Annotated in this window: 15 protein-coding genes; 8 read left to right on the top strand and 7 right to left on the bottom strand. The window is 71.7% G+C overall.

Annotated elements, in window-relative coordinates; translation table 11 throughout:
- Positions 1-224: 224 nt before the first annotated feature.
- A complete protein-coding gene (locus ACBR40_RS08005; RefSeq protein WP_371248113.1) occupies positions 225-968 on the bottom strand; it encodes a TetR/AcrR family transcriptional regulator in 744 nt (247 codons plus the stop codon).
- An 89-nt stretch (positions 969-1,057) separates the two neighbouring features.
- Between ACBR40_RS08005 and ACBR40_RS08000 the strand changes: the two genes are divergently transcribed.
- Positions 1,058-1,804: an SDR family oxidoreductase gene (locus ACBR40_RS08000; protein ID WP_371248112.1), complete on the top strand. Its 747-nt coding sequence runs from the start codon at positions 1,058-1,060 to the stop codon at positions 1,802-1,804.
- Between the two features lie 19 nt (positions 1,805-1,823).
- Here ACBR40_RS08000 and ACBR40_RS07995 read toward each other — a convergent pair whose 3' ends face one another.
- Together ACBR40_RS07995 and ACBR40_RS07990 are read right to left on the bottom strand one after the other, a co-directional pair.
- Complete coding sequence (locus tag ACBR40_RS07995) at positions 1,824-2,363, bottom strand: putative immunity protein (protein ID WP_371248111.1); 540 nt, start codon at positions 2,361-2,363, stop codon at positions 1,824-1,826.
- 144 nt (positions 2,364-2,507) lie between these two features.
- Complete coding sequence (locus ACBR40_RS07990; RefSeq protein ID WP_371248110.1) at positions 2,508-2,942, bottom strand: hypothetical protein; 435 nt, start codon at positions 2,940-2,942, stop codon at positions 2,508-2,510.
- 150 nt (positions 2,943-3,092) lie between these two features.
- Between ACBR40_RS07990 and ACBR40_RS07985 the strand changes: the two genes are divergently transcribed.
- From ACBR40_RS07985 to ACBR40_RS07975, 3 genes are read left to right on the top strand one after another with little or no spacing between them, the layout of a single operon-like run.
- Positions 3,093-3,734: a DUF998 domain-containing protein gene (locus ACBR40_RS07985; protein WP_371248109.1), complete on the top strand. Its 642-nt coding sequence runs from the start codon at positions 3,093-3,095 to the stop codon at positions 3,732-3,734.
- A gap of 44 nt (positions 3,735-3,778) precedes the next feature.
- On the top strand, positions 3,779-4,150 hold the full coding sequence (locus tag ACBR40_RS07980; protein ID WP_371248108.1) for a YciI family protein: 372 nt from the start codon (positions 3,779-3,781) through the stop codon (positions 4,148-4,150).
- Positions 4,147-5,403, top strand: coding sequence for an RNA polymerase sigma factor (locus ACBR40_RS07975; RefSeq protein WP_371248107.1), 1,257 nt, complete (start codon positions 4,147-4,149; stop codon positions 5,401-5,403). The genes ACBR40_RS07980 and ACBR40_RS07975 overlap by 4 nt, the downstream gene beginning before the upstream one ends.
- A 241-nt stretch (positions 5,404-5,644) precedes the next feature.
- On the opposite strand, the gene ACBR40_RS07970 is transcribed toward ACBR40_RS07975, so the two are convergent.
- From ACBR40_RS07970 to ACBR40_RS07960, 3 genes are all read right to left on the bottom strand, one after another.
- Positions 5,645-6,100, bottom strand: a complete 456-nt coding sequence (locus ACBR40_RS07970; protein WP_371248106.1) for an NUDIX domain-containing protein — start codon at positions 6,098-6,100, stop codon at positions 5,645-5,647.
- Between the two features lie 111 nt (positions 6,101-6,211).
- Positions 6,212-6,898, bottom strand: a complete 687-nt coding sequence (locus tag ACBR40_RS07965; protein WP_371248105.1) for a deoxynucleoside kinase — start codon at positions 6,896-6,898, stop codon at positions 6,212-6,214.
- Positions 6,895-7,956, bottom strand: coding sequence for a radical SAM protein (locus ACBR40_RS07960; protein WP_371248104.1), 1,062 nt, complete (start codon positions 7,954-7,956; stop codon positions 6,895-6,897). The genes ACBR40_RS07965 and ACBR40_RS07960 overlap by 4 nt, the downstream gene beginning before the upstream one ends.
- A gap of 233 nt (positions 7,957-8,189) precedes the next feature.
- On the opposite strand from ACBR40_RS07960, the gene ACBR40_RS07955 reads away from it, so the two are divergent.
- The 3 genes from ACBR40_RS07955 to ACBR40_RS07945 all read left to right on the top strand — a co-directional run bounded on the left by ACBR40_RS07955 (position 8,190) and on the right by ACBR40_RS07945 (position 10,819).
- Complete coding sequence (locus tag ACBR40_RS07955; protein ID WP_371248103.1) at positions 8,190-9,587, top strand: hypothetical protein; 1,398 nt, start codon at positions 8,190-8,192, stop codon at positions 9,585-9,587.
- 10 nt (positions 9,588-9,597) lie between these two features.
- Positions 9,598-10,083 (top strand): NUDIX domain-containing protein, encoded by a 486-nt coding sequence (locus tag ACBR40_RS07950; RefSeq protein ID WP_371248102.1) that lies wholly within the window; start codon positions 9,598-9,600, stop codon positions 10,081-10,083.
- Between the two features lie 307 nt (positions 10,084-10,390).
- Complete coding sequence (locus ACBR40_RS07945) at positions 10,391-10,819, top strand: YkvA family protein (RefSeq protein ID WP_371248101.1); 429 nt, start codon at positions 10,391-10,393, stop codon at positions 10,817-10,819.
- Between the two features lie 9 nt (positions 10,820-10,828).
- Here the strand turns inward: ACBR40_RS07945 and ACBR40_RS07940 are convergent, their stop codons facing one another.
- On the bottom strand, positions 10,829-12,646 hold the full coding sequence (locus tag ACBR40_RS07940) for a sulfatase-like hydrolase/transferase (RefSeq protein WP_371248100.1): 1,818 nt from the start codon (positions 12,644-12,646) through the stop codon (positions 10,829-10,831).
- Between the two features lie 322 nt (positions 12,647-12,968).
- On the opposite strand from ACBR40_RS07940, the gene ACBR40_RS07935 reads away from it, so the two are divergent.
- A complete protein-coding gene (locus ACBR40_RS07935; protein WP_371248099.1) occupies positions 12,969-14,081 on the top strand; it encodes an aminotransferase class I/II-fold pyridoxal phosphate-dependent enzyme in 1,113 nt (370 codons plus the stop codon).
- Positions 14,082-14,107 lie beyond the last annotated feature (26 nt).

The raw sequence follows: 14,107 nt of genomic DNA, 5'->3' as shown, positions 1-14,107 counted from the left end.
GTTCCAAGATAGGAGGCGAGGGCACTCCTGCGCAACCTCGCCGATTGCGATGAAATGTCCCCCATGAACACGGAGGACAGCCCGGCGCCTCCTGGCGGCACCACCTCGCCGCGCTGCGCGGACTGTTGGACGGCTTCGCGGCGCTCGGCCGGCCGGACGACGTCGCCGCCGGACACGCCTACCTCGACCTCGTCGAACAGACCCTCGGCTGACGTCGCCCCCGCTCAACGAGGACGGAGCGACGGGATGAGCGCGGCGATGGCGTCGAGGACGCGGTCGAGTCCGTGCCGGAAGCGTTCCTCGGGGGCGAGGTGGGCGGTGCGGGAGTCGAGGACCGTTCGGTTGAACCGGGGGAAGGCGCCGGACTCGACGACCTGGCGGACGTACGGTCCCATGTAGTCCCGTTTCCAGCACTCGGGGTCCAGGCCGGTGCGGCGGGCCTCCTCCAGCCAGCCGATCTCGCGGCGGATCGCGCCGTGGACGTAGTCGTTCAGCATGCCGACGAAACCGGTGACGTCGTCGATGTCGAGCCCGGTCCCGTCGAAGGCGCCGAGTGCGAACTCGTGCACGCGCAGCAGGTGGGGCCCCAGCGTGGGCCGGCCGGTGAGCAGCGCGATCAGCCAGGGATGGCGCAGGCCGGCGGCGCGGACCTGCCGGGCCAGCAGTGTCAGGTCGCCGCGCCAGTCACCGGACGGGCCGTCGGGGAGCTCGATCTCGCCCATCGCAAGGTCGATCATGAGGTCGAAGAGGTCGTCGCGCCGGGGCACGTAGCGGTAGAGGGACATGGCGCCGGTGCCCAGCTCGCCCGCGATCCGCCGCATGGTCGCGGCCTCGACGCCCTCGGCGTCGGCGATCCGGACGGCCGCGCGGGTGATCTGCTCGCGGCTGTAGCCGGGGCGTCGCCCCGGGCCGGAGCGCTCGCGCTCCTCCGGCTGCATCCAGATGCTGGTCGCCGCCTCGTCGGTCATGCACGTCCCTTCGCCGCTATTTGCGTACATGGTACCTGAATGGCTATGGTCCCTTTCTCGTACGAGGTACGCGAATTGGAGGCGTGATCATGACATTGACCGGTAAGACGGCGCTGGTGACCGGCGCGAGCCGGGGCATCGGCCGCGAGATCGCCGTCCGGCTGGCCCGCGAGGGCGCCCGGGTCGCTGTCCACTACGGCGGCAACCACGCCGCCGCCAAGGACACCGTCGCCGCCATCGAAGCCTCCGGCGGGCGGGCCTTCGCCGTCCAGGCCGAGCTGGGCGCGCCCGGCGACGCCGAAGCCCTGTGGGCCGCCTTCGACGCGCACGCCGACGGGCTGGACGTCCTGGTCAACAACGCGGGCGTCCTCGGCGGCCAGAGCGAGATCGACGGCGTCACCCGGGAGGGCTTCGAGCGCCTGTTCGCGGTCAACACCACCGCGCCGTTCTTCGTCACCCAGCAGGCCCTGCCACGGCTGCGCGACGGCGGGCGGATCATCACCGTGGGCACCATGCTGACCCGCGGGGCGGCCATGCCCCGCGCGATCGACTACGCCATGTCCAAGGCCGCGCTCGACGTCATGACCGTCGCCCTGGCCAAGCAGCTCGGGCCGCGCGGCATCACCGTCAACCTCGTGGCCCCCGGCGTCATCGACACCGACATGCACGAAGGACGCCTGGTCGGCGAGGCCCTGGCCTGGCTGTCGTCACAGACGCCCCTCGGCCGGCTGGGCACGCCGCAGGACGTGGCCGACGCCGTCGCCTTCCTGGCCTCCGGCGACAGCCGCTACGTCACCGGGCACCGGCTCGACGTCTCAGGCGGGACGACGATGTAGACCCACGGCCACGAAAACGTCAGCGGAGCGACGCGTCCAGCTGACGGAGCAGCTCTCCGACCCGCCCGCCGCCCGGCGGGGCGGGCGGGTAGCGCCTCAGGACGTCCACCACGACGGGACCGGCGAGGGCTCGCGCCTGCGCGAGATGATCGGCTCCGACGGAGGGATCGTCTCCGGCGGACAGCTCGAACGCTCGCGCGGCATGGGCGGCCGGTCCGAGGATGTGCTTGACCTGGGTGGCCTTGGCCAGGGGATGCAGGTACCCCGCACTGGCCGCGGCCAGGGCCGCCCGCGCGGCGTCGCACGCCGCGGCGAGTCCCGCGTCGCGCGCCTCCTGGGCCGCGCGCATCGCCCCCCACGCGCTGTCACGGAGCGCCTTGGTCCGCTTGGCTCCGTCCGCGAACGTCCGCGCGGCCTCGATCGCGGCCCGGGGGCGCGGATCGTCGGGGCGTTCCCGTTCGAAGATCGTCAAGGCGGGCCGCGCGCACGCCACGGCGTAGGCGGCGACCTCGCGGAGTTCGGACAGGCTGAGTTCGATCGTGGTGGAGACATCTGCCATGACGTCAACCGTAACGTTGAACCCCCGGTTGAAACTTCGGCGCGGCCTCCCCGCGGCCGATGCGGCGGTGCCCTCAAGTACGGTTGCGGGAGCTCCGCGAGAGCCGGTCCGGCGCCGCTCGCGGAACTCCCGCGGAGCCCGGTGTCAGATCCGGGTCATGGTCGAGGCGTATCCGCCTCCGCCGGGGTAGACCCATGCGCCGGTGACCGTGGCGCCGTCGGCGCTGAACGTGCCCTCGTAGTACGCCGGGCCGCCCCTCGCGCCGCCCCAGATGGTCAGCTTGTCGCCGGTCAGCTCGTACACGTAGTCGAGCGTGTCGCCGGCCGAGTCGTAGAAGCGCGACACCACGTCCGCGCCGACCGGCTCGCCGAACGGGCGCAGGTTGCCGATCACCTCCAGACCGTTGATCCGATGGCCGTCGTGGGTGAGCTCGACGTGCTGGAACAGGAAGAAGCCGCCGGGCATCCACTCGTAGCGCACCGTTCCCTCGGCGCCGCCGGTGACCGCCCAGGTGCCGACCAGGCGGTCCAGGGCCTTCAGCTCGGCGCTCGGCCGGCTGGTGACGGGCGTCGTGTCCATCTCGTCCTCCTTGGTGAGTGCTTGCCGGTACCTCGGAGGCGAACTCCGGCCCTCGACATCGATTGAATGTGACTCAGCTCACACGAGACACCATGTCGAAGTCCCGGTCCCGGTGACGAGGTAGCGGCAGGAACTCTCAAGGAGGACGTCATGGCCACCGCCATCCCCGCTGTCCGCATCACTCCCACCGCGTCCGGCCGCCTGCTGCTCGCCGGGGCCCTCGCCGGGCCGGCCTTCTTCGCCTCGGCCGGCGCTCAGATGCTCACCCGCGAAGGCTTCGACCTCACCCGGCACCCGATCAGCCAGCTCGCCACCGGCGACCTCGGCTGGATCCAGATCGCCACGTTCGTGCTCGCCGGCCTCGGCGGGCTGGCGCTGGCCGCGGGCGTCAGGCGCACCCTCACCGAGGGGATCGGACGGCGGGCGCTGCCGATCCTCGTCGGGATCTTCGGCGCCGGGATGGTCTGCGCGGGGCTGTTCACCATGGATCCGGAGAACGGCTTCCCCGCCGGCACCCCCGACGGACCGGCCGCCCAGATGTCCTGGCACGGCGTGGCGCACTCGGTCGCGGCCGCCGTCTCCTTCACCGCGCTGGCCGTCGCCGCCCTCGTGCTGACCGTCCGGTACGCCCGCCGCCGCGCCGTGCTGCCTGCCGTGCTGAGCGGCGTCGCCGGGCTCGTCCTGCTGCTGCCCATGTCGCCCGATCACATGAGCATCCAGATCGCCGTCAACGGCCTGGTCGCCTTTACCTGGACGACCGTCGTCGCACTGTCCCTGCGCCGCTCCGCCTGACCCGGCATACCCTTTCCCTCAGCACTCTCCAGTAGAGGATCATCGTGAAGTACCTGTTGCTCAGCTACACCCCGGCCGCCGCCTGGGACGCCGCGACCGCCGGCACCCCGTCCGAGGAGGCGCTGGCCGCGTTCGCCGCGTACCAGAAGTTCGAGCAGGAGCTGATCGCCACCGGCGAGTTCGTCGGCAGCGAGGGCCTCGGCCACCCGGTGGTCAGCACCACCGTGCGCAAGGGCCCGGACGGCGTGGTGGCGACCGACGGGCCGTTCGCCGAGCTGAAGGAGGTCCTGGCCAGCTTCGCCGTGATCGACGTGGCCAGCAGGGAACGCGCCGTCGAGATCGTCTCGCGGGTCGTCGAGGTGCTGGGCGAGCCGATCGAGATCCGCCCGATCATGGGCGGCGACTTCGCGGCATGACCGGCCGTTCCGGCGAGGTTGAGCACCTGCTGCGTACGGAGGCGCCGCAGGTGCTCGGCGCGCTCGTGCGTCGCTTCGGTCACTTCGACGTCGCCGAGGACGCGGTCCAGGAGGCGCTGGTGGCCGCGAGCCGCACCTGGGCGGCCGACGGCGTGCCCGACAACCCGCGCAGCTGGCTGATCCGGATCGGCTACCGGCGGATGGTCGATCTGCTCCGGTCCGAGCAGGCCCGGCGCCGCCGCGAGCACGAGGCCGGCGCCGCCGAGCTGGCCATGCGGGAGCCGGCCCGGCAGGCGTACCCGCCGCAGGAGACCGACGACAGCCTCGCCCTGCTGCTGCTCTGCTGCCACCCCGCGCTGAGCGCCACCTCCCAGGTGGCGCTCACGCTGCGGGCCGTCGGCGGCCTGACCACCGCCGAGATCGCGCACGCCTTCGGCACGACCGAGCCCACCATGGGCACGCGGATCAGCCGCGCCAAGCAGCAGCTGGCCCGCGCCGGCGCCCGCTTCACCCCGCCGACCGGCGCCGACCGGGACAGCCGGCTGGCCGCCGTGACGCAGGTGCTCTACCTGATCTTCAACGAGGGCTACACGGCCTCCGCCGGCGACGAGCTCGCCCGCGTCGACCTCACCCGCGAGGCGATCCGGCTGACCCGCATGCTCCGCGACTCCCTGCCGGGCGACCCCGAGGTGACCGGTCTGCTCGCGCTGATGCTGCTGACGGAGTCACGGCGCCGCGCCCGTACGGGCGGGGATGACGAGCTGGTGCCGCTGGAGGAACAGGACCGGACGCAATGGGATCCCGGCCTGATCCGGGAAGGGACCGAGCTGATCGACAGCGTCTGGAGCCGGCGCGAGGTGGGCCCGTACCAGTTGCAGGCCGCCATCGCGGCCGTGCACGCCGCGGCCCCGACGCCGGACCGGACGGACTGGCCGCAGATCGCCGCGCTGTACGTGTGGCTGGAACGGCTCACCCCGACCGCGCCGGTGCGGCTGAGCCGGGTGGTGGCGGTGGCCCAGGCGTACGGGCCAGGCCGGGGGCTGGCGCTGCTCGACGACCTCAACCGCCGCCACCGGCTGGACCAGGAACCGCTGACCCGGCAACGCGAACGCGCGGTCCGCGCCCACCTGCTCCAGCTGACCGGCGACGCGGCCGGCGCGGCGCGACTGTACCGCGAGGCGGCCGAGCTGACCGGCAACCAGGTCGAACGGCGATACCTGCTCGCCCGGGCCCACCGCCTCGGCAGTCCTTAGCGGCCGAGTGCCTGACCGAAGCAGCGGCTGCCAAGGTCATGCAGATTGAGACGGGGCCGCGGTCAGCGCATGATCAAGCTGCCGCGTCCGGCAGTGGCAATGGCTCGTCTGGGCAGTGAGCTGCCTTCTCCGGAGCCCGTCGAGCAGAAGGTACTGGCTCAGGGATCCCAAGCGCCTGACGATCTCGCCAGCCGGACATGCGAGGACGCGGCCATCCCCCACCCGGGCGAGCGGGCGGCCTTCAGCCGACGCGCCAGCCGTCGAGACTGAAGGAGTGACCGTGGCGGTAGGCGTCGATGCCGGTGCGGATGTAGGTGACGAGGTCGCCGGGCAGGCTGTCGAGGGGGAACCAGTCGATTTTGTCGCATCTGCCGGGCTCGGCGTTGACGGGTTCCCCAGTCCAGCGAGTGGTGGCGAAGAAGACGCCGATGCGGGCCTGACCGTCGGGGTCGGCGTGGTGACACAGGTGCGCGAAAGCAAGGTCGGTGGGGTCGATGACGATGTCGAGTTCTTCGCGGGCCTCGCGGGCCGCACCTGCGGGCAGGGGCTCTCCGGCGTCCAGACAACCCCCGGGCACCGACCAGGAGCCGTCGGCGAACCCGGTGTTCGCGCGCAGCAACAGCAGCACTTTGCCGTCTCGGATGAGGATCAGGTGCACCCCGACGTGAGGACGGAAGGTCTCGGCTGGTGCGGCCATGCCGTGCTCCCCGCAGTGACGATGCGCTCGATGCTGGTCAGGTCACGCTATCGCAGTGCGCGGGGAGCTCGGGGATGCTCGGGGAGGCCGCCGAAGTTCGCCCGAGGGCCGTCAGGCGCTGGCCGGCGGAACCTGCCCCTCGCTCACGGCCTGGTCCAGAGTGTGGGCCATCGCGTGGATCAGGTCGGTGAGGTGGTCAGCGAGCTGAGCTGGGGTGCGGCCGTCGGTGTGCAGGTGATAGGCGGTCGGGTCAGTGGCGGCGATTTGGTCGTAATGCTCGGCCAGCCGCCGCAGCAAGGCGCGGTCGGCGATCAGGTCGCGGTCGCCGTCGCTCTGGTCGGGCCTGGCGGTCATTCGAGCGGTCAGCTCGTCCAGGTCGGTGTGCAGGTAAATGGTGATGTCTGGCTGGGCCAGATAACCGGTGAACGGGGCGATGGCCGCAGCGACGGTGGCGTTGTCCAGGCCATGGACGGCAGCGTGGTTGGCGATGACGGAGTTGACATAGCGGTCGGCGATCGCGTGCCCGCTGAGTAGGGCGTGGCGGGCCAGGTCGGCGGCGTGCAGCGCGCCGGCCAGGTAGAAGGCCAGCTGGGGCAAGGCGCGGGCGTGCGCGTTGATGTAGGGCTGCAGGTCCGAGACAGGGGCGGGAACGGTGTGAAAGGAGCTGCAGCCGAGCCGCTCGGCGAGGTGGGCGGCCAGGGTGGATTTGCCCGATCCGCTGATGCCTTCCAGGACCACGAAGATCCCCGACCGTGGGGTGTCGGCGGCGTGGTAGGCGGCGGCGAAACGTACGGTCACGCCAGTGTCCCTTCGGTGAAGGCGTCGAGGTGCGCGGAGACGGCCGCCAGCAGCGCGGCCGGATCCGCAGCGCGCGAGGTGACGTCCAGGCGCAGGTCGGGGCGCAGCAGGCAGGGGCTCAACGCACCGGCCGAGTCCAGACGCAGTGCCCAAAAGCCCTCGATGCAGCGCTCCCGCTCAGGGCAACTGGCGCACTGGCCGACGTGGTGGCGGCCGAGCGTAGCGTCGATGACCTCGATCGTCATCGGGCCGTCTCTGCCGGGGACGGTGAAGACGCGCCGGCCCTGGCCAGTGCCGGAGGTGACGACGTCCTCGGCGGTGGCGATGGAGCGCAGGCAGGCGCTGATCTCGCCGGAAGCCACCTTGACGCCGCTCAGGCCGGCGTTGTGGTCGGTGTCGACCAGTTCGATGATCTGCAGGCCGGTGCCGAGCTCGCGGGCGTAGGCGATGACGTCCATCACCTCGTGCGCGTTCTGTTCCTGCAGCAGCAGATTCAGCTCAACGATCGGGATGGTTCCGATCGCGGCCTCGATCCCGGCTTTGATCTTGGCGATGTCGCCGGGCCTACCCTGTGCGATCGCGGCGATGGAGGCGTCGGAGAAGTAATGCAGCGAGACCTTGATCCGGTCCAGCGCCGTGGCCGCCAGCCAATCGAGGTCCTTGGCGAGCGTGAGCCCGTTGGTGATCAACGTGGTGGTGTACTCGTCCATCTGGTGACCGGGCAGGCCCTGCAGGATCGGGCGGGCCAGCGGGGACAGCAGCGGCTCCCCGCCGGTGAAAAAGACGCGCCGGATGCCGGCGGCGGTCATCGCGTTGATCGCCGCCAGGAAGTCGCCGGCGTTCAGCGCCCGGCGCCGGGGCTGGACGGCGCGGTCGTGGTGGGTGATGCGCGGCGGTATCTCTCCTTCGTTGTGGCAGAACCAGCAGCCGAGCTGGCAGCGCGGGGTGAGCGAGACGCGCAGCTGCCCGCCGCGGCGGGCAAAGTCGCCGGCGCCGCCGGACAACCGCCGCGGCGCAGGCAACATGGGCGACGTGGGCAGGTCGGTGCGCAAGGTCATCGGCAGTCCTGTCCGTGATCGGTGCGATCTGGGTGGTCGAGCTCGGCCTTCACACTCCGCCCAGCTCGCTCGTACGGGCAGATGGAGTGACATGTGCGCCCGTGCGGACCGGCCTGCGTGTCTTGCGCGTACCTTGCGCGCAACGCCCCCGCGGTGAGCTGTCAGTGACAGGGGGTTTGCTCATGAGGGCCTTCGGTGACAATGACGCTGTAGGCCACGGAAGGGCGTCCGCCATGACACGGCCGGTCACCAACCAAGCGCTGGAAGCCCTGCTCAGCGAGGCGGCCTATCGCCGTTCGCTGGCTGCCTTCGCCCGCCAGGTCAACCGCGCCGCCGCGGACCGGTATGGGTTGGTCCTGAAGTACGACGGCGCGTCGGTGTATTGGTGGCTGCGCGGCCGCTGTCCCGAACAGCCGGCCCCGGAACTCATCGCCGAGGTGCTGGCGGTCCGGCTCGGCCGCGCCGTGGCGGCCGGCGATCTGGGTTTCGCCACCCTGGCGGCCGATGCTGACGCCCAAGCGCTGTCGTTTCCCACCACCGTGCCCGCGGCCATCGAGACCGCCGCCGGGCTGTGGAGACGGCTCGGCACCGCCTCCCCCTCGTCGGCACCGTTCGTGGCCAGCGCGGCCGAGCAGGCCGGATGGCGCTGGCACTTCGACCCGGCCGACGCCGATGTGGTGCGGACGGCGGGCCACCCGGTTGATGTGCTGGACGTGCAGATGCTGCGCTCGTGCACCGAGCAGTTCCTGGACCTCGATCGGCGGCATGGCGGCGGACACGCCCGTGCGTTCCTGGGCGATTTCCTCACCCGGGACGTGGCGCCTCTCCTGCGCGGCCGCTATGACGACGCCGTCGGCCGGGAGCTGTTCGCCGTGGCGGCCGAACTGACCGGCATGGCCGCCTTCATGGCCTATGACATCGGCGACCACGGCACCGCCCAGCGCGCCTTCATCCAGGCGTTGCGCCTGTCCAAGGCGGCCGGAGATCGCCTGCATGGCGCGCACATCCTGGCCAACCTCGCCACCCAGGCCATCTTCCTGCATCTGCCCGGCGAGGCCGTCCGGCTGGCACTTGCCGCAGTTGAGGGTGCCGGCCACCGCCCGTGCGCGATGGTGGCCGCCCGGCTGCACGCAACCGCGGCCAGCGCTCACGCCCTGGCCGGGGACCGGCGGAGCTTCGCCCAGGCGATCGCGCGAGCCACCCGCGCCCTGGAACGCGCCGAGACCGGCCCCGCCTGGACGCGCTATTTCAGCCCGGCGCATCTGGCCGGTGCCGCTATGCGCTCGCTGCTGGACCTGGGTCTGCCCAGCGAGGCGCTGCGCCATCAGCACCAAGCCCTCGACGTGGGCCCGGCCAACACACGCACCCGAGCGCTGCATACCGCCCTCACCGCGACCGCGCATGCGCGCGCCGGTCGCATCGACCAGGCTGCACTCTTGGGAACGGAGGCGCTGCAGATGGCGCGGCGGATTCGTTCGCGGCGAGTCACCGCCCGCATCATGTTGCTGGCCAAAGTGCTGACCCCGCATCGGCCCGTCACCGAGGTGAGCGCGTTCCTCGAACAGTTGCCGGACCAGCTGCCCTCTGGACATATCGGCCAAATTCGGGGCGGCCAGCCCGTGCCGGGGTAGCGTGGACGAGGTGAGCGAAACCTATCTGTCGCCCGAGCACTGGTATGCCAGCCTGCCCACCGTTCACCTCTCCGCGTGCATGCTGCTCACCGACGACGCCGATCGCGTCCTGCTGGTCAAACCCAACTACCGCCCCTATTGGGCGGTCCCCGGCGGGATGGTGGACGACTGCGAGCCTCCCCAGGTGTGTGCCGAGCGCGAGGTCGGCGAGGAACTCAGCCTGCAAGTCCTCGCTGGCGCGCTGCTCGTGGTCGACTGGGTGCCCCCGATGGGGGATCGTTCGCGGCCGATGATGAACTTCATCTTCGACGGCGGGACCATCACTGATCCGTCCCGCATCCGGCTGCAGACCGACGAACTCGACGCCGCCCGGTTCTGGCGCTGGGAGGAGGCGGCCGCCAAGCTGCCCGCCACGACCGCCGCCCGTATCCCGGCCGCCCGCACCGCCCGCAAGAACCAGCAGACGATCTACCTGCCCGCCGAACGCGGCACCTGAGCTGTCCGCGTATCCGCGTACTCGTTGCAGCACTCACCCAAATACGCGGCCGACCCGGTGAGCCGGGCTTCTGGATCGGCGATCAACTGACTCAGCGGACTGGTGTTCTCGTGCCGGAGCGCCTGTGGGCCGAGCTTGTTTGCGGCTTCGTGTCCGCAGCGGGTGTAGCGAGTGACCCTGCCGGAGAGGCGTACGGGCCGAGCCCGCGCGTATGCATGATGGCCATGGACGTTGAACCAGACGAATGCCGATACATTGGCGATTTCGAGGCTCCCCTGGAGCGTTCAACACAGGAGAGCGGGCAGGCATGACCGGGTCATGGGGATGGGATCTGCTGATCGGGGTCGCGGGCGCGTTGCTGGTCGCCTGGGTGGCGCTGATCGGCGTGCTGGCGGTCGTGCGGCCGCGCGGCGGGTTGTTGCGGGAGGCGCTGCGGCTGTTGCCCGATGTGCTGCGGCTGGTGCGCCGGCTGGCGGCCGATCCCGAGCTGCCGCGCGGGGTGCGGGTGCGGCTCGCGTTGTTGCTGGCCTACCTGGCCTTTCCGATCGATCTGGTGCCCGACTTCATCCCGGTGCTCGGGTACGCCGACGATGCCGTCATCGTCATCGCGGTGCTGCGGTCCGTGGTGCGCCGCGCCGGGGTGCAGGCGGTGCGGCGGCACTGGCCGGGCAGCGATGACGGCTTCGCGGCCCTGGCCAGGCTGACCGGTCTCGACAAGCCCACCACCACGACCTGAGGCCCCAGGTCAGTCGAGGCCCAGCCGGCGCAGCGCCGTCGTCGCCGACTGGGCCGCGTGGCGTCGTTCCGGGCCGTGCAGCGGGCGGGGGGAGCGGTCCTCCCAGTCCGATGCGAAGCACCGCTCGGTGACCAGGTCGATCATCAGTTTGCGCTCGCCGTCGATCAGGCCGTAGCAGGAGGTGCTGCGCCTCATGGGGTGGCCGACCCAGAGGGCCAGGCGCTGCGGGCGGTCGAGGTGGAAGAGGGACTCGCCGTGGGACGGCGCGGCGGCGACGCCTGTCAGGTCGAGGATGGTCGGCAGTACGTCGAGGTGGGACGACCAGGAGATCTGCGCGGCCGGCAGGGCGGGGTGGGCGATGGCCAGGGGGACGAGGGTCTGTTCCGCGGTCACGGCGGTGGCGTGGAAGTGGTAGCCGAGCTGGCCGAAGGATTCGCCGTGGTCGGCGGTGACGACGATCAGCGGGTCGCGCAGCACGCCTCGGTCCATCAGGGTCTCGTGCAGGCGGCGGAGATTGTCGTCGGCCTCCTCCAGCGCGTCGAGGAACCGGTCGCGCCGGCCGTCGCCCCTGCGGCGGAAGCGGGGGTCGCGGACCCGGTAGGGGACGTGGGTGTCGGTGGTGTGCACGTGCAGGAAGAGCGGCGCCCGGTCGGCGGGCAGGTCGGCGAGGAGGGCGTCGGCGCCTGCCTCGGGGAGTTCTCTGTCGGTGATGTGGCCGCCCAGCCGGGAGCGGTCGACGAGGGTCCGGTAGCCGGCGCCGGCGAGGATGTCGCCCAGTCCGTAGTAGCTGGTGCGGGCCGAGGTGAGGTACGCGGTGCGGTAGCCGGCCGCGTTCAGCCGGTGGACCTGTGACTCCCCGTCGGCGCGGTAGCGGCCGTGGGCGAGGAGCACGTGCGCGTTCGTGGTCAGCGGCGAGGGCGCGACGTGGCGGGGCGAGACCACGGCGTGGGCGTACAGGGCGTCCAGGAAGGGGGTGCGGGCGCCGTCCGGCGTGAATCGGGCCAGGTGGTCGCGGCCGACGGACTCCAGGGTGATCAGCAGCACGTCGTGGCCTCGCAGGGCTCCGGCGTACGGCGATCGGCGGGGCGGTCGTGCCTGCCAGGCGGTGACGGCAGGAGAGCGGGTGCGGGGCAGGGCGGGCCAGGGGCGCGGGAGCAGGCAGTCGCCGGCGATCGAGCCGCGCAGCAGCCCGCGCCGGCGCAGCAGGCGGCCGGCCGGCAGGAGGGCGAGCACGGTGACCAGGTGCCACCATTGCGGCGGGGGAGTGGGGGCGGCGGGGGCGAGCGCGGCGGCCAGCGCGCAGCCGAGCCAGCAGCTCGCGCGGGTACGGGCGGACGTCATGGCCAGCCAGGCCGCCAGTACGGCCACGACGGCGATCCGGGCCGCGCCCTGCACGTGGAGCGGCAGGTACGGCACCGCGAGCCAGCCGATCGCGGGCAGCGGCAGCAGGGCGAAGCCGGGGTGGTCGCGGTAGAAGGCGAGCGTCCAGTTGCGTACCCAGTCCACTTCGGCGGGCTCGCGGAAGGCCCGCGACTGGGCCATGCCGTCGAAGGCGAGCCGGCCGACCTCGACGGTGAACACCCGCCAGATCGCGGCCCCGATCCATACGGTGACCACCACGGCCAGCACGACGGCGGAGGCCACGGCGCGGCCGGCAGGGCCGCCCGCCAGCTCCGCGAGCGCCGCCCCCGCCGCCAGCGCCGCGGCCCACAGCCCGTCGCCGAGTGCGGGCCGCGCCGTGGCCTGCCCGGCGAATTTCACCGCGCGTGACGCCGCGAGGATGACGAAGGCGACGGCCGCGTCATGGACAATCGCGAGCGTGCCCATGCGCCTCCGTAAAGGGAATTGGCGTCGACGCGGATAAAGATAGTCAGGCCGGGCCGGGGCGATGACTTCCGCGACGGTCACACCTGCGTGGCCGTCCGACCTGCTATATGGGGATATTTCGGAAATGTGGCGCGGTGAGTGGGGCGACCCGCCCGCAGGAGCACCGGGAAACTCTTGTCTCACTGGCACGACATGTTCAGCCGAGCCGGTGACCGTCATAGTGCGAGTCATGGCGGACGTCTTCGACAAATGTCGCAGCTGGGAAACCCACCGCATTTTCAAATCCGCCGGGCTCTACCCGTTCGCACCGCCTGTCGAGACGATGCTCTCACCCGGTGAGGCGCGCATTCACGGACGGCCGGTCATCATGGCGGCGTCCAACGACTACCTGGGGCTCTCCGCCGATCCACGCGTACGGGAGGCGGCCCGCAAGGCGATCGCCGAACACGGCACCTCCTGCTCGGGATCCCGCCTCGCGAACGGCACCTACGCGCTGCACCTCGAACTGGAGGAACGCCTGGCGGCCTTCCTGCACCGCGAGGCCGCGGTCGCCCTGTCCACCGGGTTCCAGACCAACCTCGCGGTGTCGGCACTCCTCGGCGAGGACGACGTCGTCCTGACCGACCAGGACAACCACGCCTCCCTGCGCGACGCCGTACGCCTGGGCGGAGCCGTCGAGCGCGTGTTCCGGCACAACGACACCAAGCATCTGGAGTGGCTCCTGGCCGACACCCCCGCCGGCAGCGGCGTGCTCATCGTCACCGAAGGGGTCTTCTCCATGGCCGGCGACATGTGCGACCTGCCCAGGATCGCCGAGCTGGCCGGGCGGCACGGCGCCCGCCTGATGCTCGACTGCGCGCACGACCTGGGCGTGCTCGGCGCGGACGGCCGCGGCGTACCCGAGCTGCTGGGGCTGGAGAGCAGCGTCGACCTGGTCATGACCACCTTCTCCAAGAGCCTGGCCTCGCTCGGCGGGGCGCTGGCCGGCGAGGCGGACGTCATCGACTACATCCGCCACTGGGCCTCCCCGGCGGTGTTCTCCGCGTCCATGACGCCGGCCTCGGTCGCGGCGGCGCTCAAAGCGCTCGAACTCGTCGAGGCCGAGCCGGAACGCCGCCGGCGCGTGATGGACAACGCGGCCCGGCTGCGCGACGGTCTCCGGGGTCTCGGCTACGAGGTCGGGTCAGCGCCCACGCCCGTGGTGCCGGTGCACGTCGGCGACTTCATGACGTGCCTGCGGCTGTGGCGGGCGCTGTTCGACGCGGGGGTCTTCACCGGCGCGGTGATCCACCCCGCGGTGCAGCACGGCCGGGAGCTGATCCGCATCAGCGCGACCGCGGCGCACACCGACGCGCAGCTCGACCGGATCATCGGGGCCTTCGCCGAAGCCGGCACGGCCGTGGGGATCATCGGGCCGCAGGGCGCCGGACGGTGACGGCGACGGCGGTGACCGTCGAGCCG

The sequence above is a fragment of the Nonomuraea sp. AD125B genome, assembly GCF_041402765.1.
GTDB classification, from domain to species: Bacteria; Actinomycetota; Actinomycetes; order Streptosporangiales; family Streptosporangiaceae; genus Nonomuraea; species Nonomuraea bangladeshensis.
Note: the sequence above shows the minus strand (reverse complement) of the source record. Positions and strands in the feature narration are given on the sequence as shown.